Genomic DNA, 19591 nt, shown 5'->3' with positions numbered 1-19591 from the left:
CAACTGGCCGCTCAAACGGGCCGAGCATCGCAACGGGACACCACCCGCACCGGACACCGTCACCATCACCCGGCAGGACAGAACCTAAGTCACCGCCATTGGGCCTAGCCCTCCACGGGCTCGGCGACGCCGCCGGGAAGCTTCTCGGACGTGTCCGCGCTCCTGAGCGCGCACATGACGAACCGAAAGCCGCCGTTCCACCTGTCCGTGTCCCCGGTGTACCAACCGGAGATCGCCCGCGATGTGCCGCGCACCCACTCCTTCCCGTACTTCTTCTGGCAGAGGTTCGGGTTGGCCTTCCGGAACTCGTCGTACGACATGTCGTCGGGCGCCTTCGCCCAGCCGATGGCCTGCTGGGAATGCGGTTCGTCGCAGTTGACAAGGAGCGACTGATTGCGGTCGTCGACGTTGAAGCAGTCGCCTGTTCCGGCGTTGGTGACGGCGAGATGCTCGCCCTCTTTGCGGAACTCGCCGAGCGGGCCGTATATCTCGTCGGAGCCGCGCTGGAAGACCAGGCAGGCGAGCGTGGTCCCGTCGGCTGAGGGCAGCATCGGGTAGGAGACGGGCGCTGCGAGGGTCTTGCGAAGCTCGGCGGTGCGGTTCTCACAGGTGCGCCTGGCCTGCGTGTCGCTCAGGCTCCCGGGGTCGGCGACGGGCTGCACGGCGATCACCTGGCCGGCCGGTGAGGAGATACCGCAGTCCGCCGGCCACATCTGCACCTCTCCCGTGTACGGCTTCTTCGGGTTCTCCCAGACGACGTTGACGCATTCTCCGGGGAGCAGTTCCTCATCGAGGGTGGAGTTGTTCAGGTACGGGCGATACGCGTGGCTGTCGGAGGACTCGGACTGCGATCCGGACGCGGCTCCGTCGGCGTCGGTTCCGAACCCGTCGGCGAGCGCGATCCCGCCCCAGACGGCGCCCGCCACGGCGACCGCCACCAGGCCCAGCTGATAGGCCCGCACCCCGCGTTTCGGCTCCGGCGGGGGGCCGTCGGAGGGCGGGCCGAGAGGAGAGGGCCCTGGCGGGCCGGCCACCGTCGGCGGGGGCGGTGTCGCGCTCCCTTGGTGGCCGGCGCCGCCCTGATGCCCAGCACCGCCCTGATCCCCGGCACCACCTTGATGCCCGGCACCGCCGCCTCCCGCGAAACCCGGCCCCGCGGACCGCGCCGGTGCCGCCGAGGCCGTGGCCGCCTCGCGCAGCACCCGCTCGGCGTCCGGGGCTGTCATGCGCCGCTCCGGGTCCTTCTCGAGGAGACCCAGCAGCACGGTCGCCAGCGGCGCGGATGCCCGGCTCGGCGGGGGCGGGTCCTCGAAGACCACGGCCTGCAGCGTGGCGAGGTCGGAGTCGCGGGCGAACGGACCCTCGCCCTCGACCAGGCGGTACAGCGTCGCCCCGAGCGAGAAGAGATCACCGGCCGCCGTCGGCGCCCCTCCCCTGGCCCGCTCCGGCGACAGATAACCCGGCGTACCGATGACCCCGCCGGCCGCCGTCAGTCGGGGATCATCGGAGGCGGGGCGCAGCGAGATGCCGTAGTCGGTGAGCAGCACCCGCTCGAACGCGACCCCCGCGCCCGCGGCCGGTGCATCGGAAGTGCCCGGTGCCAGAAGGATGTTGGCCGGTTTCACGTCCCGGTGCAGAATGCCGAGCCGATGCCCCGAGACGAGCGCGTCGAGGACCGCGATGCCGATGCGGGCCGTGTCGGACGAGGACATCGGGCCGCCCGCGCGGACGGCGGCGTGCGCGTCGGTGGCCCCCGGTACGTACTCCATGACGATGCACGGCAGCCCCTCGTGCTGGACCACGTCGTAGACCGTCGCCACATGCGGATGGGTGCGCAGCCGTGCCGCGTTGCGGGCCTCCGCGCGTGCCCGCGCCACCCGGGCGGCCATCTCCCGTTCGAGGGCGGCGCCGCCCGCGTGCCAGGACATGCCGGGCTCCGGCACGGCGATCTCCTTGACCGCGACCTCGCTGGCCAGCTCCTCGTCGTAGGCGAGCCACACCATCGCCATGCCGCCGGTACCGAGCCGTCGGATCGGCCGGTACCGGCCCGCTATCAAACCCCTGCCGTCCTGAACCTGGTCCTGGCCCTTGCTTCGGCCGTGGCCCGACGTCTCCCCCGTCATGGCCTTCCCCCTGAGCCCCTCGACCGGCGCTGAAAGCTTTCATATGACAGTTAACCGCGCGACCGCCGCCTGCAGGAGACCTCGCGCGAGCCAAATGCCGTCACAGCACGCGCTCTTGTCCCCTCCGCATTCCTGAACCTCTTCACTCACGGAGGTACGGCCACGGAGTGCCGCACAGGGTGCGGTCCGCGCCCTTCACGGGTCCAGCCACCGGGCACGAGGGCCCGCCGCGTTGCAGGATGGCTGCATGCTGTTCGCCCGGCTCGTACGCGTGTCCATGGAGGTCGCCGCCACGTCGGCGCGGTCCCGGAAGATCTCTCTGCTGGCCGAGTTGTTCCGGGCCGCGGAACCGGACGACGTGCCGATCGTCATCCCGTATCTGGCGGGGCGCATCCCGCAGGGAAGGCTCGGCATCGGCTGGAGCGTGCTGCGCGCGCCCGTCGCGCCCGCCGCCGAGCCGACGCTCGCCGTACGTGAGGTCGACGCGGCACTGACGGAGCTGGGGGTGGTGTCCGGCGCGGGCTCGGCGGCCGAACGCAAGCGGCTCGTGGGCCGGTTGCTCGGCGCGGCCACCGCGGACGAGCAGCGGTTCCTCTTCGGCCTGCTCACCGGCGAGGTGCGCCAGGGGGCGCTGGACGCGGTCGCGGTCGAGGGGCTCGCCGAGGCGACCGGCGCCCCGGCGGCGGACGTGCGCCGCGCGGTGATGCTGGCCGGATCGCTGCAGACGGTCGCCGAGGCCCTGCTCGCCCGCGGCCCGCAGGCCCTCGCGGACTTCCGGCTCACCGTCGGGCGGCCGGTCCTGCCGATGCTCGCGCACACCGCGTCGTCGGTGGGCGAAGCAGTCGACAAGCTCGGGCCCTGCGCGGTCGAGGAGAAACTCGACGGCATCCGCGTACAGGTGCACCGCACCGGCGGCGACGTGCGCGTCTACACCCGCACACTCGACGACATCACCGACCGTCTCCCGGAACTCACCTCAGCGGCGCGTGAGTTGCAGGGGGACCGCTTCATCCTCGACGGCGAGGTGATCGCGCTGGACGCCGGGGGCCGGCCGCGGTCGTTCCAGGAGATCGCCGGACGCGTCGGCTCCCGTGTCGACGTGGCCACCGCCGCGGCCGCCGTGCCCCTCTCCCCTGTCTTCTTCGACGCCCTGTCCGTCGGCGACCGCGAGCTGCTCGACCTGTCGTTCAGCGAGCGGCACGCGGAGCTGGCGCGCCTGGTGCCCGAGCCGATGCGGGTACGGCGCACCGTCGTGGACGACCCCGCGGACGACGCAGCCCGGCGCGCCGCGGAGGAGTTCCTGACCGCGACGCTGCACCGCGGTCACGAGGGCGTCGTGGTCAAGGGACTCGGCGCGCCCTACAGCGCGGGGCGGCGCGGTGCCTCCTGGCTGAAGGTGAAGCCGGTGCACACCCTGGACCTGGTGGTGCTGGCGGCCGAGTGGGGCCACGGCCGGCGCACCGGGAAGCTGTCCAACCTCCATCTGGGCGCGCGCCGCCCCGACGGCACCTTCGCGATGCTGGGCAAGACCTTCAAGGGCATGACGGACAAGATGCTCGCCTGGCAGACCGAGCGCCTGGGGCAGCTCGCGATCAGCGACAACGGGTACGTCGTCACCGTGCGGCCCGAGCTGGTCGTCGAGATCGCGTACGACGGTCTGCAGAAGTCCACGCGGTACCCGGCCGGGGTCACACTCCGGTTCGCGAGGGTGGTGCGGTACCGGGAGGACAAGTCGCCCGCGGAGGCGGACACCGTCGAGACGGTCCTCACCGCTCACGCCCGATAGCCACCGCCGCTTCAGGTGCCGAAGCCATCGCCGCTTCAGGTGCCGACTCGTCGCTGTCACGTCCGGGCCTCGGCACCTGGTACCGGCCTTGTGCCGCGCTCGGCACACTGGACCCATGGCCGTGAACCGCAGCGCAGGTCTCCTTCTGTACCGGCACACGCCCGACGGCGTCGAGGTTCTGCTGGGGCACATGGGCGGGCCCTTCTGGGCGCGGCGTGAGGCCGGGGCGTGGACCGTGCCGAAGGGGGAGCACGACCCCGACGAGCCGGCCTGGGCAGCCGCTCGGCGGGAGTTCGCGGAGGAGCTCGGGCTGCCGCCGCCGGACGGCGACGCCGTGCCGCTGGGCGAGGTCCGCCAGGCCGGCGGCAAGACCGTGACGGTGTGGGCCGTCGAGGGGGACCTCGATCCGGCCGCGGTGGTGCCGGGGACCTTCACGATGGAGTGGCCGAGGGGCTCGGGACGGACGACCACCTTCCCCGAGCTCGACCGGGTGGCCTGGCTCGCCCTCGGCCGGGCCCGCGAGGTCGTCGTCTCCGCGCAGACGGCGTTCCTGGACCGGCTCGCCGAACACCTGGACGCGGTCCACGGCCGAGGCCCCACCGCGCCGTGATCCCTCCGGAGGCAGAGCCTCTCGGCGGGATGACCTCCCGACGCACGGGCCTCGCGTCAGCGCGGCTCTGGCCCTGGAAACCACCCTGTCGTCACCGGGGCCTTTCCGGTGCTCGGGCCCCGCGGTGCGCCCGGGACTCGCGGCGCCGGAGTCCGGCACCCCGGAGACGTCGTCCCGTGCGACGCGTGGCGTGGGACGTCCCAGCGCCCTGGGCGAAGACCCCACCGCAGCAGGCATGGCGTCCCCGCCCACGGGTACGCGGCGTTTCCCGGTGCTTCCGCCGCCTTGCGGCGCCGTACGCGCCGGGCCAAGGTCGAAGCACCGAGCACAAGGAGGTGCCCGCCATGCCCATCGCGACGGTGAATCCCGCGGACGGCGAGACGCTCAAGACATACGACGCGCTGAGTGCCGAGGAGATCGAGCGGCGGATCGCGAGGGCGGCCGCGGCCTTCGACAGGTACCGCACCACCTCGTTCGCCGAGCGGGCGCGGCTGCTGCACCGCGCCGCGAACCTGCTGGAGGAGGACCAGCAGGACATCGCGCGCACCATGACGACCGAGATGGGCAAGCCGATCACGCAGGCGCGCGCGGAGGCCGCGAAGTGCGTGAAGGCGATGCGCTGGTACGCCGACCAAGCGGAGGGCCTGCTCGCCGACGAGCACCCGGCGGGCACGGACGTGAAGGACTCCGGTGCCGTGCGCGCCCGTGTCCACTACCGCCCGCTCGGCGTGATCCTCGCGGTGATGCCGTGGAACTTCCCCCTGTGGCAGGTGGTCCGGTTCGCCGCGCCCGCGCTCATGGCGGGCAACGTGGGCCTCCTCAAGCACGCGTCGAACGTGCCGGGGACCGCCCTGTACCTGGAGGATCTGTTCCGCAGGGCGGGCTTCCCCGAGGGCTGCTTCCAGACGCTGCTCATCGGATCCGGCGCCGTCGAGGGCGTCCTGCGCGACCCCCGGGTCGCCGCCGCGACGCTCACCGGCAGTGAACCGGCGGGCCGCTCCGTCGCCTCGATCGCCGGCGACGAGGTGAAGAAGACGGTCCTCGAGCTGGGCGGCAGCGACCCGTTCGTGGTCATGCCGTCGGCGGACGTCGAACAGGCCGCGAAGACGGCGGTGACGGCGCGTGCGCAGAACACCGGCCAGTCCTGCATCGCCGCCAAACGCTTCATCGTCCACGCGGACGTGTACGAGGCGTTCGCGGGCCGCTTCGCCGCCGGGATGCGCGCCCTGAAGGTGGGCGACCCGCTGGACGACTCCACCGAGGTGGGCCCGCTCTCCAGCGAGCAGGGCCGCAAGGACCTCGAAGAGATCGTCGACGACGCGGTACGGCGCGGCGCGACGCTCCTGTGCGGCGGCCATCGCCCGGAGGGGCTCGCCGCCCGGGGCTGGTTCTACTCCCCCACGGTGATCGCCGACATCACGCCCGGGATGCGCATCCACCGCGAAGAGACGTTCGGCCCGGTCGCCTCGCTCTACCGGGTCCCCGACCTGGACGCGGCCGTGGAGCTCGCCAACGACACGCCGTTCGGGTTGAGTTCGAACCTCTGGACGCGCGACGACGCGGAGGTGGACCAATTCGTACGGGACATCGAGGCGGGCGGTGTGTACGTCAACGGCATGACGGCCTCCCATCCGGCGTTCCCGTTCGGCGGAGTCAAGCGCTCCGGCTACGGGCGCGAGTTGTCCGGGCACGGGATCCGCGAGTTCTGCAACATCACGACGGTGTGGCAGGGCGCCTGAGCACCGGCCGCCCGGCACTCGAGCCAGCCACGGGAATCCGCCGGCCCGGCGCCTGAGCACCGCGTCGGACGCGGGTGACAGGGGGCCTTCGGCAAGCCGCCCGGCCGCGATCCGCCCCTCCGGCCGGGGCTGCGGTTACGATCCACAGGGGTCGCCGAGGCGGGCCGGCCGTGTTCCCGGCAGCCGGACGACCGCCCGGTCCAGCCCGTACGCCCTATCTGTGGGAGCCCCAGTGGGTCGTGAAGTGACACTGCCTCTGATCGTCGACAGACAGGGCGCACTGCAGGTGGCCGCCGCCGACGTGAGCAAGCTGCTGCGCACCGTGGGCGGGCAGTGGCTGCGCATGGTGCATGCCGGCCACGAGGCGCTCGACGAGGACACGGTCGCGGCGCTCACGATCGAACTGGCCAAGCTCGCCGACCGCATCGACGTGGCATGCATCGCGCACAGCAGTTCGACTCCGGATGCCCCGGGCCCCCGCCGCCCGCACCCCTGAGGACGCCCGCACCCCTCTGGTGGTGGCACTGCGTGCCCGTTACCCGCGCGAACGCCGCTGACCTGTGAAAAGGGGTCCGCCGAAGTCGGATCGGGGCCCCAGGACCACGCCATGCGCGTCCCCGATCTGGAGTAACCCCGCGCGAGATCCACGCCCGTCGGGGCCATCGTGGGGATGAGCCGCCCTCAGCCGGGTGGCCCAATTCCTCAGCCGGGGGGCGAGAGAAGGCGCAGGCTCATGGCGACTTTGTGCAGGCCCGCTGTGTCCGTTCCGGAGCATGTCATCACCATGGAGGAAACGCTTGATCTGGCACGATCCCGCCATGCGGACCACCCTCAGCTTCCGCTGGCGCTCAGGCTCATCGAGAACACCGGGGTGCGTACCCGCCACCTGGTGCAGCCGATCGAGGAAACGCTGAAGCATCCGGGCTTCGAGGAGCGCAACAGGCTCTACCAGACCGAGGCGAAGGCGCGGGTGCCCGCCGTCGTGCGGCAGGCGCTGGACGACGCCCACCTGAAGCCCAAGGACATCGACGTGATCATCTACGTCTCCTGCACCGGCTTCATGATGCCGTCGCTCACGGCGTGGCTGATCAACACCATGGGATTCGCCAGCGACACCCGCCAGATACCCATAGCCCAGCTCGGCTGTGCCGCGGGCGGTGCGGCCATCAACCGGGCGCACGACTTCTGCACGGCGTACCCCGAGGCCAACGCCCTCATCGTCGCCTGCGAGTTCTGCTCGCTCTGCTACCAGCCCACCGACCTCGGCGTCGGATCGCTGCTGTCGAACGGGCTCTTCGGCGACGGTCTGGCCGCGGCAGTGGTGCGCGGCCGCGGCGGTACCGGCGTCCAGCTCGAGCGCAACGGCTCGTACCTCATCCCCGAGACGGAGGACTGGATCGCCTACGACGTGCGTGCCACAGGCTTCCACTTCCTGCTGGACAAGCGCGTGCCCACCACCATGGAACCGCTCGCCCCCGCGCTCAAGCAGCTCGCGGTGTCGCACGGCTGGGACGCCTCCGACCTGGACTTCTACATCATCCACGCGGGCGGTCCGCGGATCCTCGACGACCTGTGCAAGTTCCTGCAGGTTCCGCCGGAGGCATTCCGGTTCAGCCGCGCGACGCTCACGGAGTACGGGAACATCGCCAGCGCGGTCGTCCTCGACGCGCTGCGCAGGCTGTTCGACGACGGTGGCGCGGACCACGACGCCCGCGGCCTGCTCGCCGGCTTCGGGCCGGGCATCACGGCCGAGATGTCGGTGGGCCGCTGGACCGTCGGCGACCGTGAACCCGCGATGGAGGCGGCTGTCGTACGCATGACGTAGGACCGCCGCACGACCCAGGAGACGACGAGTGCCCTGGCGTCGCGGGCGCCCCGATCCGCGGCCGGGGAAGCCCTGCCGGTCACCTCGTGAGGCATCGCTCCCAAGGAGACCCATGTCAACGCTCGCTCAGCCCGAAGGACACGTCCCGGCCGAGGACGGGGACGGATCCCCTCCGTCCGACGACATGCCGGCGCCGCGCGCCGAGGGCCTGCTGGTGCCGCCGGGGCACGGCCGGACGATGCGCACCCCCGCCCACGATGTGACGTTCAAGGTGACGGGGGCACACTCCCGGACGGCCTCCAGCTTCGAAGTGGTGGTACCTCCGGGTTTCGACGTCGGGGCGCACGTCCACACGCGCAGTGAGGAGCTCTTCTATGTGCTGGAAGGCGAGCTGGACGTGCTCGCCTTCGAGCCGCTCGTGCGGACGCCCGACAGCTGGCGGAGGTGGCAGTCCGCTTCGGGCAACCGGGTGGTGCGGGCCACGCCGGGCACGGTGATCGTCGTGCCGCCCGGCTGCCCGCACGCCTTCGCCAACCCCACCGACGCCCCGGCGAAGATGTTCTTCCAGGCGTCGCCGCCACCCGATCACGAGCAGTACTTCGAGGAACTTCTCGAGATCTTCGCCTCCGGCGGACCACCGGACCGCGCCGCGATCGACGAGCTGCGCTCGCGCTACGACATCGAGCAGCTCACACCACTGCGACACGGCCCCTGAGAGCGGATCCGGTCGCCGGGTCAGCGGATCGGCATGCCCGCCAGCGTCCGCGCGATCACGAGGCGCTGGATCTCGCTCGTGCCCTCGAAGATCGTGTAGATCGCCGCGTCGCGGTGCATGCGCTCGACCGGGTACTCACGGGTGAAGCCGTTGCCGCCGAGGATCTGGATCGCCTGCGCCGTGACCTTCTTCGCGGTCTCGCTGGCGAACAGCTTCGACATCGAGCCCTCGGCCGCGGTGAACGGCTTGCCGTTCACCGCCATCCACGAGGCGCGCCACACCAGCAGCCGGGCCGCGTCGATCTGGGTGCGCATGTCGGCGAGCTGGAAGGCGACGCCCTGGTTGTCGATGATCGGGCGGCCGAACTGCTCGCGCGTCCTGGCGTACTCGAGGGCCTCCTCGTACGCGGCGCGGGCCGTGCCGACGGCCATGGCGCCGACGGCCGGGCGGGACGCCTCGAAGGTGGCCATGGCGGCGTTCTTCACGCGCTCGCCACCCGCCTTCGCCTTCTCGCGGGCCCGGGCGAGGCGCTCGTCCAGCTTCTCCTTGCCGCCCAACAGGCAGGAGCCGGGGACGCGGACGCCCTCCAGGACGACCTCGGCGGTGTGCGAGGCGCGGATGCCGTGCTTCTTGAACTTCTGGCCCTGGGACAGGCCGGGCGTGTTCGGCGGGATGATGAAGGACGCGTGGCCCTTGGAGCCGAGCTCGGGGTCGACGACCGCGACCACGACATGGACGTTGGCGATGCCGCCGTTGGTGGCCCACGTCTTCGTGCCGTTGATCACCCACTCGTCCTTGGCCTCGTCGTAGACGGCGCGGGTGCGCATCGAGGCCACGTCGGAGCCGGCGTCGGGCTCGGAGGAGCAGAAGGCGGCGACCTTCACGTCGTTCGCGTCGCCGTACATCTGCGGGATCCAGGTGCCTATCTGTTCGTCCGTGCCGTTGGCCAGGACGCCGACAGCGGCCAGACCGGTACCGACGATGGACAGCGCGATACCGGCATCGCCCCAGAAGAGCTCCTCCATGGCCATCGGGATGCCGAGGCCCGTGGGATCGAAGTACTGCTGGGCGTAGAAGTCGAGGGAGTAGATGCCGACCTTCGCGGCCTCCTGGATGACCGGCCACGGGGTCTCTTCACGCTCGTCCCATTCGGCAGCCGCGGGGCGGATCACATCGGCCGCGAAGCCGTGCAGCCAGTCCCGGACCTCCTTCTGTTCGTCGTTGAGCTCCATGGTGAACTCGGCCATGACCCCTCCAGCAATGCCATCTCAACATGTGTTACTTACGGTAACTCGAGTCTGTTACCGACCGGTAGCAAATGTCAACTCCCGGCAGCCCGTTCGATGCGAACACCGCTGCGAGTGTTACGTTGCGCCTGCGCGACCGGATCACACGGGCGGGGAGAGGCGACATGGAGACCACACAGCGGACCGAGCAGCAGCGCTCTGCCGAGCAGCGGCGGCGCGAACTGCTGGAGGCGGCCGACCGCGTCGTGCTCCGCGACGGCCCCGGCGCCTCGATGAACGCCATCGCGGCGGAGGCGGGCATCACCAAGCCGATCCTCTACCGGCACTTCGGCGACAAGGGCGGCCTGTACGCGGCGCTCGCCAAGCGCCACACCGACGCGCTCCTGGCCTCGCTGCGTGCCGCGCTGGACGCGCCCGCCGAGCGCCGTGAGCGGGTGGAGGCGACGCTCGACACGTACCTCGCGGCGATCGAGGCGCGCCCCCAGGTGTACCGGTTCCTCATGCACCCGGCCGAAGCCGGCTCGGCGGGCGAGCCGGGCTTCGATGTGGGACGCCACTCCGCTCCCCTCCTGCGCCGGCTCGGCGAGGAGCTGGCCACGGTCATCGCCGAGCGCGTCGACCTCGGCCCGGAGAGCCAGCAGCTGGCACGCGTCTGGGGCCACGGCATCGTCGGCATGATGCACGCCGCGGGCGACTGGTGGCTCGGCGAACGCCCCTGCACCCGCGCCGAGCTGGTACGCAGCCTGGCGGACCTGCTGTGGGGCCGGCTGGCCGCGGTCGCGGACCGCGTGGGCGGCCCGGGCTTCTGAGCTACCGGCTCCAGGGCGCCCGCGCCGCAGCCCGCAGGACGCGGCGCCGACGCCACCCCGTGACCCGGTCCGTGTACACCCGCCCCTCAAGGTGATCGCACTCGTGCTGCAAGCACCGGGCGAAGAACCCCGTGCCATGCACGCGCACCGGCTCGCCGAACCTGTCGACGCCCTCCACGACGGCATGGTCGAAGCGCTCCGTCCCCGCCTCGAGCCCCGGCAGCGACAGACACCCCTCGGGCCCGCGCATGACGGCGCCGTCCGCCTCCACCAGGCGCGGGTTCACCACATGCCCGAGATGCCGGAGGTCGTCGTCGTCCGGGCAGTCGTACACGAAGACGCGCAGCGCCTCGCCGACCTGGTTCGCGGCGAGACCCACGCCCCGGGCCGCGTACATTGTCGCGAACATGTCCTCGATGAGCCGCGCCAGCGAGGGGCCGAAATCGGTGACCTCCTCGCAGGATCCGTGCAGCACGGGATCGCCGAGCAGGGTCATGGGCCGTACGCGCCCGGTGGCACCCGGGATCTTGCCGTGTCGCATGGCCGCAAGGGTACGTTCCGTGCACGGAGTGAACGGCCCAGGGAGATCGAACGGGTCTCCGGAGCGGATCGGGTACGTTCCGTTGACGACGCGAACGGCGGTTCGGCGGGGCACGTGGGGAACGGCGGTTCGGAGATGCCGCCGTTCAGGCCCGTGAGCGGAGGTCGATAGGCTGAGGCCCACACTCTGCCCGGAGCAGGCGCGGCGCAGTACCCAAGGAGGATCCAGAACGATGGCAGGCAACTCGGACCCGCTGTCACCGCGGGCCAAGCTGGCCGTGACGGCGGGCAAGGCTGTCGCGGCGGCATCGCGCGCCGCCGGGCGCGGCAGCGGCTCGGTGATCGGCGGCCGGGTGGCGCTCAAACTCGACCCCGACCTGCTCGGCGAGCTCGCCCAGCACCTGGACGTCGTCCTGGTCTCGGGCACCAACGGCAAGACGACCACCACCCGGCTCATCGCGGAGTCCCTGCGCGCCGCCGGTCCCGTGGTGTCGAACGCGCTGGGCGCGAACATGCCGGCCGGCATCACCTCGGCGCTCGCCGAGGGCTCGGAGTCGCGCTTCGGCGTGATCGAGGTCGACGAGAAGTACCTCGCCGGGGTCGCCCGCGACGTGGAGCCCAAGGCCATCGCGCTGCTCAACCTGTCGCGCGACCAGCTCGACCGCGCCGCCGAGACCCGTATGCTCGCCGAGCACTGGCGGGAGGGCCTGGCCGGTTCGAAGGCCGTCGTCATCGCCAACGCCGACGACCCGCTGGTCGTATGGGCCGCGTCCTCCTCGCCCAACGTGGTGTGGGTGGCCGCGGGGCAGATGTGGATGGACGACGCCTGGTCCTGCCCGGCCTGCGGCGGTGTGATGCAGCGCCCCGGCGACGACTGGTTCTGCGGCCAGTGCGGTTTCCGCCGCCCCACGCCGAGCTGGGCCCTGTCGGGCGACCACGTCCTCGACCCGCACGGCTCCGCGTGGCCCATCCACCTGCAGCTGCCGGGCCGCGCCAACAAGGCGAACGCCACCACGTCGGCCGCGGTCGCCGCGGTGTTCGGCGTGCCGCCGCAGGTCGCCCTTGAACGCATGTACCAGGTGCAGGCGGTGGCCGGCCGGTACGACGTCGTGCAGTTCATGGGCCGCGAGCTCAGGCTGCTGCTGGCGAAGAACCCGGCGGGCTGGCTCGAGACGTTCTCGCTGATCGAGCAGCCCCCGACCCCGGTGATCCTGGCCGTCAACGCCCGCGCCGCCGACGGCACCGACACGTCCTGGCTCTGGGACGTCGACTACACCCGGCTCACCGGGCACCCGCTCTTCGTCATCGGCGACCGCAAGCTCGACCTCGCCGTACGCCTCGAGGTCGCGGGCCAGACGTTCCAGGTGTGCCAGTCCGTCGACGAGGCCGTGCAGTTGGCACCGGCCGGCCGGATCGAGACCATCGCGAACTACACCGCGTTCCAGGACCTGCGCCGCCGCGTCGGCAACTGACTCTCCGTAAGGACGAATTGAGCATGAGCGACAACAGCCTGCGTCTGGTGTGGATCTATCCGGACCTGCTCAGCACCTACGGCGACCAGGGAAACGCGCTGGTCGTGGAGCGCCGGGCACGGCAGCGCGGCCTGGACGTGACCCGCATCGACGTACGCAGCGACCAGCCGATCCCCACCTCCGGCGACATCTACCTCATCGGCGGCGGCGAGGACCGGCCGCAGCGGCTCGCGGCCGAGCGCCTGCGCCGCGACGGCGGTCTGCACCGCGCGGTCGGCAACGGCGCGATCGTCTTCTCGGTGTGCGCGGGCTACCAGATCCTCGGCCACGAGTTCATCAACGACCTCGGGGAGCGCGAGCCCGGTCTCGGCCTGCTGGACGTGGTCTCGACCCGCGGTGAGGGCGCCCGGTGCGTCGGTGACGTGCTGGGGGACATCGACCCGCGGCTCGGCCTGCCGCAGCTGACCGGGTTCGAGAACCACCAGGGCATCACCCATCTCGGCCCGACCGCACGGCCGTTCGCGAAGGTCAGGCTCGGCAACGGCAACGGCTCGGGCGACGGCAGCGAGGGCGCGTACAACGACACCGTCTTCGGCACGTACATGCACGGCCCGGTGCTCGCCCGCAACCCGCAGATCGCCGACCTGCTGCTGAAGCTCGCACTGGATGTGAACGCGCTGCCGCCGGTCGACGACCGGTGGTACGAGGCGCTGCGCGCCGAGCGCATCGGAGCCGCGCAGCAGCCCGCCTGACGGGTCCGCCGTGCCGCGGCAGCGCCGCACGGACGACTGAGCGGACAGCCCGCTTGACGGGCTGTCCGCTCAACTGTGCAGGGGAGTCCAGCAGGCGGACGCCCAGTGCTGCCGCACCCCCCTCCGCCGGTAGGCTGGCGGGGATACAGCCGGACAACGTGGTCCGGTCCTCGGCCCACGTAGTAAAGGTATTTCGGGCAAATGCGAATTGGTGTCCTCACTTCCGGCGGCGACTGCCCCGGTCTGAACGCCGTCATCAGGTCCGTCGTGCACCGCGCCGTCGTCGACCACGGCGACGAGGTCATCGGTTTCCGCGACGGCTGGAAAGGCCTGCTCGAGTGCGACTACCTCAAGCTGGACCTGGACGCGGTCAGCGGCATCCTCGCCCGCGGCGGCACGATCCTCGGCTCGTCCCGGGTGCGTCCCGAGCATCTGCGCGACGGCGTGGAGCGGGCGAGGGGCCATGTCGCGGAGCTGGGTCTTGACGCGATCATCCCGATCGGCGGCGAGGGCACGCTGAAGGCGGCCCGCCTCCTGTCGGACAACGGCCTGCCCATCGTCGGCGTGCCGAAGACCATCGACAACGACATCGCCGTCACGGACGTCACCTTCGGCTTCGACACCGCCGTGGGCGTCGCCACCGAGGCGCTCGACCGGCTCAAGACCACCGCCGAGTCCCACCAGCGGGTCCTGATCGTCGAGGTCATGGGCCGGCACACCGGCTGGATCGCCCTGAACTCGGGCATGGCGGCCGGTGCGCACGCCATCGTCGTACCGGAGCGGCCCTTCGACATCGAGGAGCTGGCGGCGAAGGTCGGCGAGCGGTTTTCCGCGGGGAAGCGGTTCGCGATCGTCGTCGCGGCCGAGGGTGCCAAGCCGCGCCCCGGCAGCATGGAGTTCGACGAGGGCGGCAAGGACGTCTACGGCCACGAGCGGTTCGCGGGCATCGCCCGGCAGCTCTCCGTGGAGCTCGAGCAGCGCCTCGGCAAGGAGGCCCGCCCGGTGATCCTGGGGCACGTCCAGCGTGGCGGCACCCCCACCGCGTACGACCGCGTCCTGGCCACCCGCTTCGGCTGGCACGCGGTGGAGGCGGTGCACCGCGGCGAGTTCGGCAAGATGACGGCGCTGCGCGGGACCGACATCACGATGGTGTCCCTCGCCGAGGCGGTCGAGACGCTCAAGACCGTCCCGCCGCACCGGTACGACGAGGCGGAGTGCGTGCTGTAGCACACCAGGGTCACGTCCCGTAGAGGACCCCCATACATCCCGAGAACTGCCCCCGGCCGCGGAGACGGCCGGGGGCAGTTCTACTCTGGTGCGGACAGACAGCGCAAAACCCTCCCCCGGTGCCCGACGGGCAGCCGGTGCCCGACGGGCAAGGGGAGGCCCCCCACGAATCAGGAGCCGGCGGATGGATCACAGCGGGCACGGCATGACGATGGATCTGCCGCCGTACACGCTGGCGCGAGCCCTCGAATGGTCCGCGGACCCGTTCTTCCTCATCGGCTGCCTCGTGGCGCTGGCTCTGTACGGCTGGGGTGTGGTGCGGCTGGTGCGGCGCGGCGACCGCTGGCCGGTGGGCCGGACCGTGGCGTTCACCGTCGGTGTGCTGAGCGTGCTGCTCATGACGTGCACCAAGCTCAATGACTACGGCATGGTCATGTTCAGCGCGCACATGGTGCAGCACATGGTGATCAGCATGCTGTCACCGATCCTGCTGCTGCTCGGTGCGCCGATCACACTGGCGCTGCGGGCGCTGCCCGTCGCGGGGCGCGACCGCAAGGGCCCCCGCGAACTGCTGCTGATGCTGCTGCACAGCCGGTACATGCGGATCATCACGCACCCGGCGTTCACGATCCCGCTGTTCATCGCGAGCCTGTACGCGCTGTACTTCACGCCGATCTTCGACTTCCTGATGGGCTCCACGACGGGGCACATCGTGATGATGGTCCACTTCCTCATGGTCGGCGTGGTGTTCTTCTGGCCGATCATGGGCGTCGATCCGGGGCCGCACCGTCCCGGCTATGTGATGCGCATGCTGGAGCTGTTCGCGGGCATGCCGTTCCACGCGTTCTTCGGTATCGCGCTGATGATGGCGTCCGCACCGATGGTCTCCACGTACGAGAATCCGCCCGCCTCGCTGGGGATCGACCCGCTCAGCGACCAGACATGGGCGGGCGGTATCGCATGGGCGTTCAGTGAGATCCCGTCCGTGCTCGTGCTGATCGCGCTGCTGTTCCAGTGGCAGCGCTCCGAGGAGCGGCAGGCGCGCCGCAAGGACCGGGCCGCGGACCGCGACGGCGACAAGGAGCTCGAGGAGTACAACGCCTATCTGGCGTCCCTCAACACGCGCGGCCGCTGACGCCACCTGGCGGACAGCGCCCGTCCGGGTGAGGATGGCCCAAGGCCATGGCCCGCGCGGCGGGCCCGCCACGAGGAGGGTGTTGCGATGCCCGGTTCCACGAAGGTCATGGGGGTACTCACCGTCGGCGGTCTGGTCGTCGTGACGGCCTACACGGTGGCGCTGGGCAGCAGCGGCTGGCTGTGGTTCGGCTGGGTCGTGATCGGCCTGATCACCTTGGCGATGGCGGTGTCGCGCAGCACCTGACGGACGCCCGGTACTGCGCGGCGGCATACGAAGCGGACCCCAGGAGCGGAAGGCGCGGGGCCCGCGGGCTCAGAAGCGGAAGACGTACCCGGTGGCGGACTCCATCGAGCACGCGTTCGGGAAGGTCCTCTTCCAGGCCAGGACGCGGCCCTGGTAGACGCCGGTGGCCGACACGGTGACCGGCGAGTACCGGTGCATGCACATGCGCCGCTCGACGGGCAGCGCACCGAGGTCGCCGTGCGCGGCGTCGAGGGCGGCACAGGCCTGGGCCGCGTAGGGGTGATGACCGGCCACCACTCTGGGCGCACAGCGCAGCAGCACCCCGCGGATCCAGGTGTCGCTGTCCCCGGAGATGCTCAGGAACAGGCGGCTCTGCGCTTTGGGCGGCGTACCGGAGCCCGGCACGGGGGCTGCGGTGGCAGGAGCGGCCGTCGCGAGTGCGATCAGGGCCGTGGCGGCGATGGCGAGGCGGCGCATGAGGACCTCCTGGGGTTGCGACGGCACTGGGCCGTCACAGGATTCGGCGTTCTGCAAGGGCCAAGAGCACCGCCCACCGCCGGCCAGGCCAAGAGAACACGCCGGGCCTGTCGCCCGGGCGAGCGCCTCGACTTACGCCGAACGGCTGTTCCGCCGGGTGTCTGCGGAGCCTTTCGTGAGCGGGCCGCGGCAACGTACGCGCCCGCGAACGTATTCGCTGAGCGGGTCCGCAACTTTCCGATCAAAGACGCGTCGCACCGCCCTACACTTGCTCGCGAAGCGACCACTCTTGAGATGCCGGTTGACGTGGCAGGTCGTGGTCCTGGGAGCCGACCCCGCCGAGCGAGGAGCCGCGCCGTGTTCTATTACGTCCTCAAGTACGTCCTTCTGGGGCCTCTGTTGCGGTTGTTGTTCCGGCCCCGGATCGAGGGTCTCGAGCATGTGCCGGCGTCGGGCCCGGCGATCATCGCGGGTAACCATCTGTCGTTCTCGGACCACTTCCTGATGCCCGCCATCCTCAAACGGCGCATCACCTTCCTCGCGAAGGCCGAGTACTTCACGGGGCCGGGCATCAAGGGGCGCTTGACCGCGACGTTCTTCCGCAGCGCCGGGCAGATCCCGGTGGACCGCTCCGGCAGGGAGGCCGGCCAGGCCGCTATCCGCGAGGGCCTCGGGGTGCTCGGCAAGAACGAGTTGCTCGGCATCTACCCCGAGGGCACGCGCTCGCACGACGGCCGGCTGTACAAGGGCAAGGTCGGGGTCGCCGCGATGGCGCTGAAGGCACGGGTGCCGGTGATCCCGTGCGCGATGATCGGCACGTTCGAGGCCCAGCCGCCCGGCCAGGTGGTGCCGAGCCTCCGGCCCGTGACGATCCGCTTCGGTCAGCCGCTGGACTTCTCCCGCTATATCGGCATGGAGGACGAGAAGGCGGTGCTGCGTGCCGTGACGGACGAGATCATGTACGCCATCCTCGGGCTGTCCGGTCAGGAGTACGTCGACAAGTACGCGGCCGTGGCCAAGGCCGAGGATGCCGAGAAGGCGAAGCAGGACGCGAAGGGCCAGGAGGACGGGAAGGGTCCTGAGGGCAGGAGGTTCCCGCGTATGCCGCTCAGTTGATCTGATGTGACGAGGCCGACGCGCGGGTGCGGGGGACGAGCGGCGACCCGCCCCTCCCCCGCACCCGCGGGATCTCTCCGTGCCCCTCCGGCCTACGGCTTGGGCGTGGCGTGCGGAGCGCACGTCACGTCGCTGCTGTCCGTCGCACCGGTGAGCAGATAGGTGTCGACCCGCTCGTTGATGCAGGGGTTGACCAGGTTGGTGACACCGTGCGAGCCCGCGTCCTTCTCGGTGATCAGACGGGAGCCCGTGAAGCGCTTGTGCAGCTCGACGGCGCCCTCGTACGGGGTGGCCGCGTCACGCGTGGACTGCACGATCAGGACGGCCGGAAGCCCCTTGCCCGCCTTGACGTTCAGCGGTGTCTGCTGCTTCGCGGGCCAGGTGGCGCACGGCAGGTTCATCCAGGCGTTGGCCCAGGTCATGAACGGATAGTCCTTGTGGAGCCGGGTGTTGTCGCGGTCCCAGGTCTGCCAGTTCGTGGGCCACTTGGCGTCCGTGCACTCGACGGCGGTGTAGACGGCGTTGCCGTTCTCCGACGCGGCGTTGCCCGCGGTGTCGGACAGATCGGGCGACGCGGCGTCGACCAGCGCCTGCGTGTCACCGGCGACGTACTCGCTCCACACCTGGGCGGTCGGCACCCACGCGGAGTCGTAGTACGGCGCGCTCTGGAAGAAGGAGATCAGCTCGGCGGGGCCGACGACGCCGCCGATCGGGCTCTTCTTCGCCGTGGCGCGCAGCTCGAGCCACTTCGCCTGCACCTCGTCGCGGGTGGAGCCGAGGTGGAAGGTCGCGTCGTTCTCGGCGACCCAGTCCTCCCAGTCCTTCCACCGGCCCTCGAAGGCGACGTCCTGGTCGAGGTTGGCCTGGTACCAGATCTTCTCGCGCGACGGGTTGACGACGCTGTCGAGGATCATGCGGCGGATGTGCCCGGGGAAGAGCGTGCCGTAGACGGCGCCGAGGTAGGTGCCGTAGGAGACGCCCAGATAGTTGAGCTTCTTCTCGCCGAGCGCGGCCCGGATGACGTCCAGGTCGCGGGCGGTGTTCGGCGTCGTCATCTGCGGCAGCATCTCGCCGCTGCGCTCGGCGCAGCCGTCCGCGTACTCGGCGGCGAGCTTGCGCTGGGCGAGCTTGTCGGCCTCGCTGTCCGGCACGGGGTCGAGCTTGGGGGCCTTCACGAACTCCTGCGGGTCGATGCAGGAGATCGGCGCCGAGTGCCCGACGCCCCGCGGGTCGAAGCCCACGAAGTCGTACGCCTTCGCGGTCTTCTCCCACAGCGCGCTCTTGGTGACGACGCGGCGCGGGAAGCGCAGGCCGGAGCCGCCGGGGCCGCCGGGGTTGTAGACAAGCGCTCCCTGGCGCTCCTCCTTGGTCCCGGTGTTGCCGATGCGGTCGACGGCGAGCTTGATCTGCTTTCCGTACGGCTTCGCGTAGTCGAGGGGGACGCTGACCCAGCCGCACTGGATGGGCTTCTCCAGGCCCCAGTCGGCCGGGCAGTCCGCCCAGTCGATGCCCGCCTCGGCCGCGCGGGCGGCGGCGATGGCCGCTCCGCGCGCCTCGCGGTCCTGGCCGGTGCGGGTGTCCGCGCTGGCGGAGGGGGCCGCGATGGCTCCGGCCATCAGGGTCGCCGCTATCAGTGTGCCGGCGGAACCGAGCACGGCGATTCGTCTCGGACGTGGCGTCCGTGTCAAGTGGGGCCTCCCGTGTGCCGATTGGATCGGTTCGGCCGATCCTTTCGACTGTGAGGCCCCTGAGAACAGGTGGAAGCAGTCTTC

The 19591-nt window shown here is 71.1% G+C and carries 18 protein-coding genes; 13 read left to right on the top strand and 5 right to left on the bottom strand.

Annotated elements, in window-relative coordinates:
* Nucleotides 1–104: 104 nt before the first annotated feature.
* A complete protein-coding gene (locus tag ACWD4J_RS26740) occupies nt 105–2123 on the bottom strand; it encodes a protein kinase domain-containing protein (RefSeq protein WP_451397959.1) in 2019 nt (672 codons plus the stop codon).
* A gap of 247 nt (nt 2124–2370) precedes the next feature.
* On the opposite strand from ACWD4J_RS26740, the gene ACWD4J_RS26735 reads away from it, so the two are divergent.
* The 6 genes from ACWD4J_RS26735 (at nt 2371) to ACWD4J_RS26710 (ending at nt 8798) form a co-directional block, all read left to right on the top strand.
* Entirely contained in the window at nt 2371–3909 is a 1539-nt protein-coding gene (locus ACWD4J_RS26735; protein WP_451397958.1) for an ATP-dependent DNA ligase, read from the top strand.
* A gap of 115 nt (nt 3910–4024) precedes the next feature.
* Nucleotides 4025–4519: an NUDIX domain-containing protein gene (locus ACWD4J_RS26730; RefSeq protein WP_451397957.1), complete on the top strand. Its 495-nt coding sequence runs from the start codon at nt 4025–4027 to the stop codon at nt 4517–4519.
* A 344-nt stretch (nt 4520–4863) separates the two neighbouring features.
* Nucleotides 4864–6258, top strand: a complete 1395-nt coding sequence (locus ACWD4J_RS26725) for an NADP-dependent succinic semialdehyde dehydrogenase (RefSeq protein WP_451397956.1) — start codon at nt 4864–4866, stop codon at nt 6256–6258.
* 232 nt (nt 6259–6490) lie between these two features.
* Nucleotides 6491–6754 (top strand): DUF6213 family protein, encoded by a 264-nt coding sequence (locus tag ACWD4J_RS26720; protein WP_451397955.1) that lies wholly within the window; start codon nt 6491–6493, stop codon nt 6752–6754.
* Between the two features lie 237 nt (nt 6755–6991).
* Nucleotides 6992–8083 carry a type III polyketide synthase gene (locus tag ACWD4J_RS26715; protein WP_451397954.1) on the top strand — a complete coding sequence of 364 codons (1092 nt, stop codon included), beginning with the start codon at nt 6992–6994 and terminating at the stop codon, nt 8081–8083.
* Nucleotides 8084–8267: 184 nt separating this feature from the next.
* Nucleotides 8268–8798 carry a cupin domain-containing protein gene (locus ACWD4J_RS26710; RefSeq protein WP_451397968.1) on the top strand — a complete coding sequence of 177 codons (531 nt, stop codon included), beginning with the start codon at nt 8268–8270 and terminating at the stop codon, nt 8796–8798.
* Nucleotides 8799–8818: 20 nt separating this feature from the next.
* Here ACWD4J_RS26710 and ACWD4J_RS26705 read toward each other — a convergent pair whose 3' ends face one another.
* Nucleotides 8819–10045: an acyl-CoA dehydrogenase family protein gene (locus tag ACWD4J_RS26705; RefSeq protein ID WP_451397953.1), complete on the bottom strand. Its 1227-nt coding sequence runs from the start codon at nt 10043–10045 to the stop codon at nt 8819–8821.
* A gap of 164 nt (nt 10046–10209) precedes the next feature.
* On the opposite strand from ACWD4J_RS26705, the gene ACWD4J_RS26700 reads away from it, so the two are divergent.
* Nucleotides 10210–10854 (top strand): TetR family transcriptional regulator, encoded by a 645-nt coding sequence (locus tag ACWD4J_RS26700; RefSeq protein WP_451397952.1) that lies wholly within the window; start codon nt 10210–10212, stop codon nt 10852–10854.
* A gap of 1 nt (nt 10855) precedes the next feature.
* Here the strand turns inward: ACWD4J_RS26700 and def are convergent, their stop codons facing one another.
* Nucleotides 10856–11395, bottom strand: a complete 540-nt coding sequence (gene def / locus ACWD4J_RS26695) for a peptide deformylase (protein ID WP_451397951.1) — start codon at nt 11393–11395, stop codon at nt 10856–10858.
* A gap of 232 nt (nt 11396–11627) precedes the next feature.
* On the opposite strand from def, the gene ACWD4J_RS26690 reads away from it, so the two are divergent.
* From ACWD4J_RS26690 to ACWD4J_RS26670, 5 genes are all read left to right on the top strand, one after another.
* A complete protein-coding gene (locus ACWD4J_RS26690; RefSeq protein WP_451397950.1) occupies nt 11628–12866 on the top strand; it encodes a MurT ligase domain-containing protein in 1239 nt (412 codons plus the stop codon).
* Nucleotides 12867–12889: 23 nt separating this feature from the next.
* Nucleotides 12890–13618: a type 1 glutamine amidotransferase gene (locus ACWD4J_RS26685; protein ID WP_451397949.1), complete on the top strand. Its 729-nt coding sequence runs from the start codon at nt 12890–12892 to the stop codon at nt 13616–13618.
* Nucleotides 13619–13819: 201 nt separating this feature from the next.
* Nucleotides 13820–14845, top strand: coding sequence for a 6-phosphofructokinase (locus ACWD4J_RS26680; RefSeq protein WP_451397948.1), 1026 nt, complete (start codon nt 13820–13822; stop codon nt 14843–14845).
* Nucleotides 14846–15029: 184 nt separating this feature from the next.
* Nucleotides 15030–15980 carry a cytochrome c oxidase assembly protein gene (locus ACWD4J_RS26675; protein WP_451397947.1) on the top strand — a complete coding sequence of 317 codons (951 nt, stop codon included), beginning with the start codon at nt 15030–15032 and terminating at the stop codon, nt 15978–15980.
* An 87-nt stretch (nt 15981–16067) separates the two neighbouring features.
* The gene (locus ACWD4J_RS26670) at nt 16068–16226 is read left to right on the top strand and encodes a hypothetical protein (protein ID WP_107441415.1); all 159 of its coding nucleotides are present in this window, start codon (nt 16068–16070) and stop codon (nt 16224–16226) included.
* Nucleotides 16227–16295: 69 nt separating this feature from the next.
* Here the strand turns inward: ACWD4J_RS26670 and ACWD4J_RS26665 are convergent, their stop codons facing one another.
* Nucleotides 16296–16703: an SSI family serine proteinase inhibitor gene (locus ACWD4J_RS26665; RefSeq protein WP_451397946.1), complete on the bottom strand. Its 408-nt coding sequence runs from the start codon at nt 16701–16703 to the stop codon at nt 16296–16298.
* A 357-nt stretch (nt 16704–17060) separates the two neighbouring features.
* Here ACWD4J_RS26665 and ACWD4J_RS26660 point away from each other — a divergent pair, with 357 nt between their 5' ends.
* Entirely contained in the window at nt 17061–17819 is a 759-nt protein-coding gene (locus ACWD4J_RS26660) for a lysophospholipid acyltransferase family protein (RefSeq protein WP_451397945.1), read from the top strand.
* 92 nt (nt 17820–17911) lie between these two features.
* Here ACWD4J_RS26660 and ACWD4J_RS26655 read toward each other — a convergent pair whose 3' ends face one another.
* Nucleotides 17912–19435 (bottom strand): alpha/beta hydrolase, encoded by a 1524-nt coding sequence (locus ACWD4J_RS26655; RefSeq protein ID WP_451397967.1) that lies wholly within the window; start codon nt 19433–19435, stop codon nt 17912–17914.
* Between the last annotated feature and the right edge of the window lie 156 nt (nt 19436–19591).

This window comes from Streptomyces sp. NPDC002577 (assembly GCF_053594815.1).
The sequence above is the reverse complement of the archived record's forward strand: the minus strand, read 5'-3'. Positions and strand labels throughout refer to the sequence as shown.

What these genes read in the sequence shown, in the direction of transcription:
- ACWD4J_RS26700 (WP_451397952.1), top strand. Translation starts at nt 10,210, where the DNA reads ATGGAGACCACACAGCGGACCGAGCAGCAGCGCTCTGCCGAGCAGCGG.
- def (WP_451397951.1), bottom strand. Translation starts at nt 11,395, where the DNA reads ATGCGACACGGCAAGATCCCGGGTGCCACCGGGCGCGTACGGCCCATG.
- ACWD4J_RS26675 (WP_451397947.1), top strand. Translation starts at nt 15,030, where the DNA reads ATGGATCACAGCGGGCACGGCATGACGATGGATCTGCCGCCGTACACG.
- ACWD4J_RS26680 (WP_451397948.1), top strand. Translation starts at nt 13,820, where the DNA reads ATGCGAATTGGTGTCCTCACTTCCGGCGGCGACTGCCCCGGTCTGAAC.
- ACWD4J_RS26735 (WP_451397958.1), top strand. Translation starts at nt 2,371, where the DNA reads ATGCTGTTCGCCCGGCTCGTACGCGTGTCCATGGAGGTCGCCGCCACG.
- ACWD4J_RS26670 (WP_107441415.1), top strand. Translation starts at nt 16,068, where the DNA reads ATGCCCGGTTCCACGAAGGTCATGGGGGTACTCACCGTCGGCGGTCTG.
- ACWD4J_RS26685 (WP_451397949.1), top strand. Translation starts at nt 12,890, where the DNA reads ATGAGCGACAACAGCCTGCGTCTGGTGTGGATCTATCCGGACCTGCTC.
- ACWD4J_RS26655 (WP_451397967.1), bottom strand. Translation starts at nt 19,435, where the DNA reads ATGGCCGGAGCCATCGCGGCCCCCTCCGCCAGCGCGGACACCCGCACC.
- ACWD4J_RS26740 (WP_451397959.1), bottom strand. Translation starts at nt 2,123, where the DNA reads ATGACGGGGGAGACGTCGGGCCACGGCCGAAGCAAGGGCCAGGACCAG.
- ACWD4J_RS26665 (WP_451397946.1), bottom strand. Translation starts at nt 16,703, where the DNA reads ATGCGCCGCCTCGCCATCGCCGCCACGGCCCTGATCGCACTCGCGACG.
- ACWD4J_RS26730 (WP_451397957.1), top strand. Translation starts at nt 4,025, where the DNA reads ATGGCCGTGAACCGCAGCGCAGGTCTCCTTCTGTACCGGCACACGCCC.
- ACWD4J_RS26710 (WP_451397968.1), top strand. Translation starts at nt 8,268, where the DNA reads ATGCCGGCGCCGCGCGCCGAGGGCCTGCTGGTGCCGCCGGGGCACGGC.
- ACWD4J_RS26725 (WP_451397956.1), top strand. Translation starts at nt 4,864, where the DNA reads ATGCCCATCGCGACGGTGAATCCCGCGGACGGCGAGACGCTCAAGACA.
- ACWD4J_RS26690 (WP_451397950.1), top strand. Translation starts at nt 11,628, where the DNA reads ATGGCAGGCAACTCGGACCCGCTGTCACCGCGGGCCAAGCTGGCCGTG.
- ACWD4J_RS26715 (WP_451397954.1), top strand. Translation starts at nt 6,992, where the DNA reads ATGGCGACTTTGTGCAGGCCCGCTGTGTCCGTTCCGGAGCATGTCATC.
- ACWD4J_RS26705 (WP_451397953.1), bottom strand. Translation starts at nt 10,045, where the DNA reads ATGGCCGAGTTCACCATGGAGCTCAACGACGAACAGAAGGAGGTCCGG.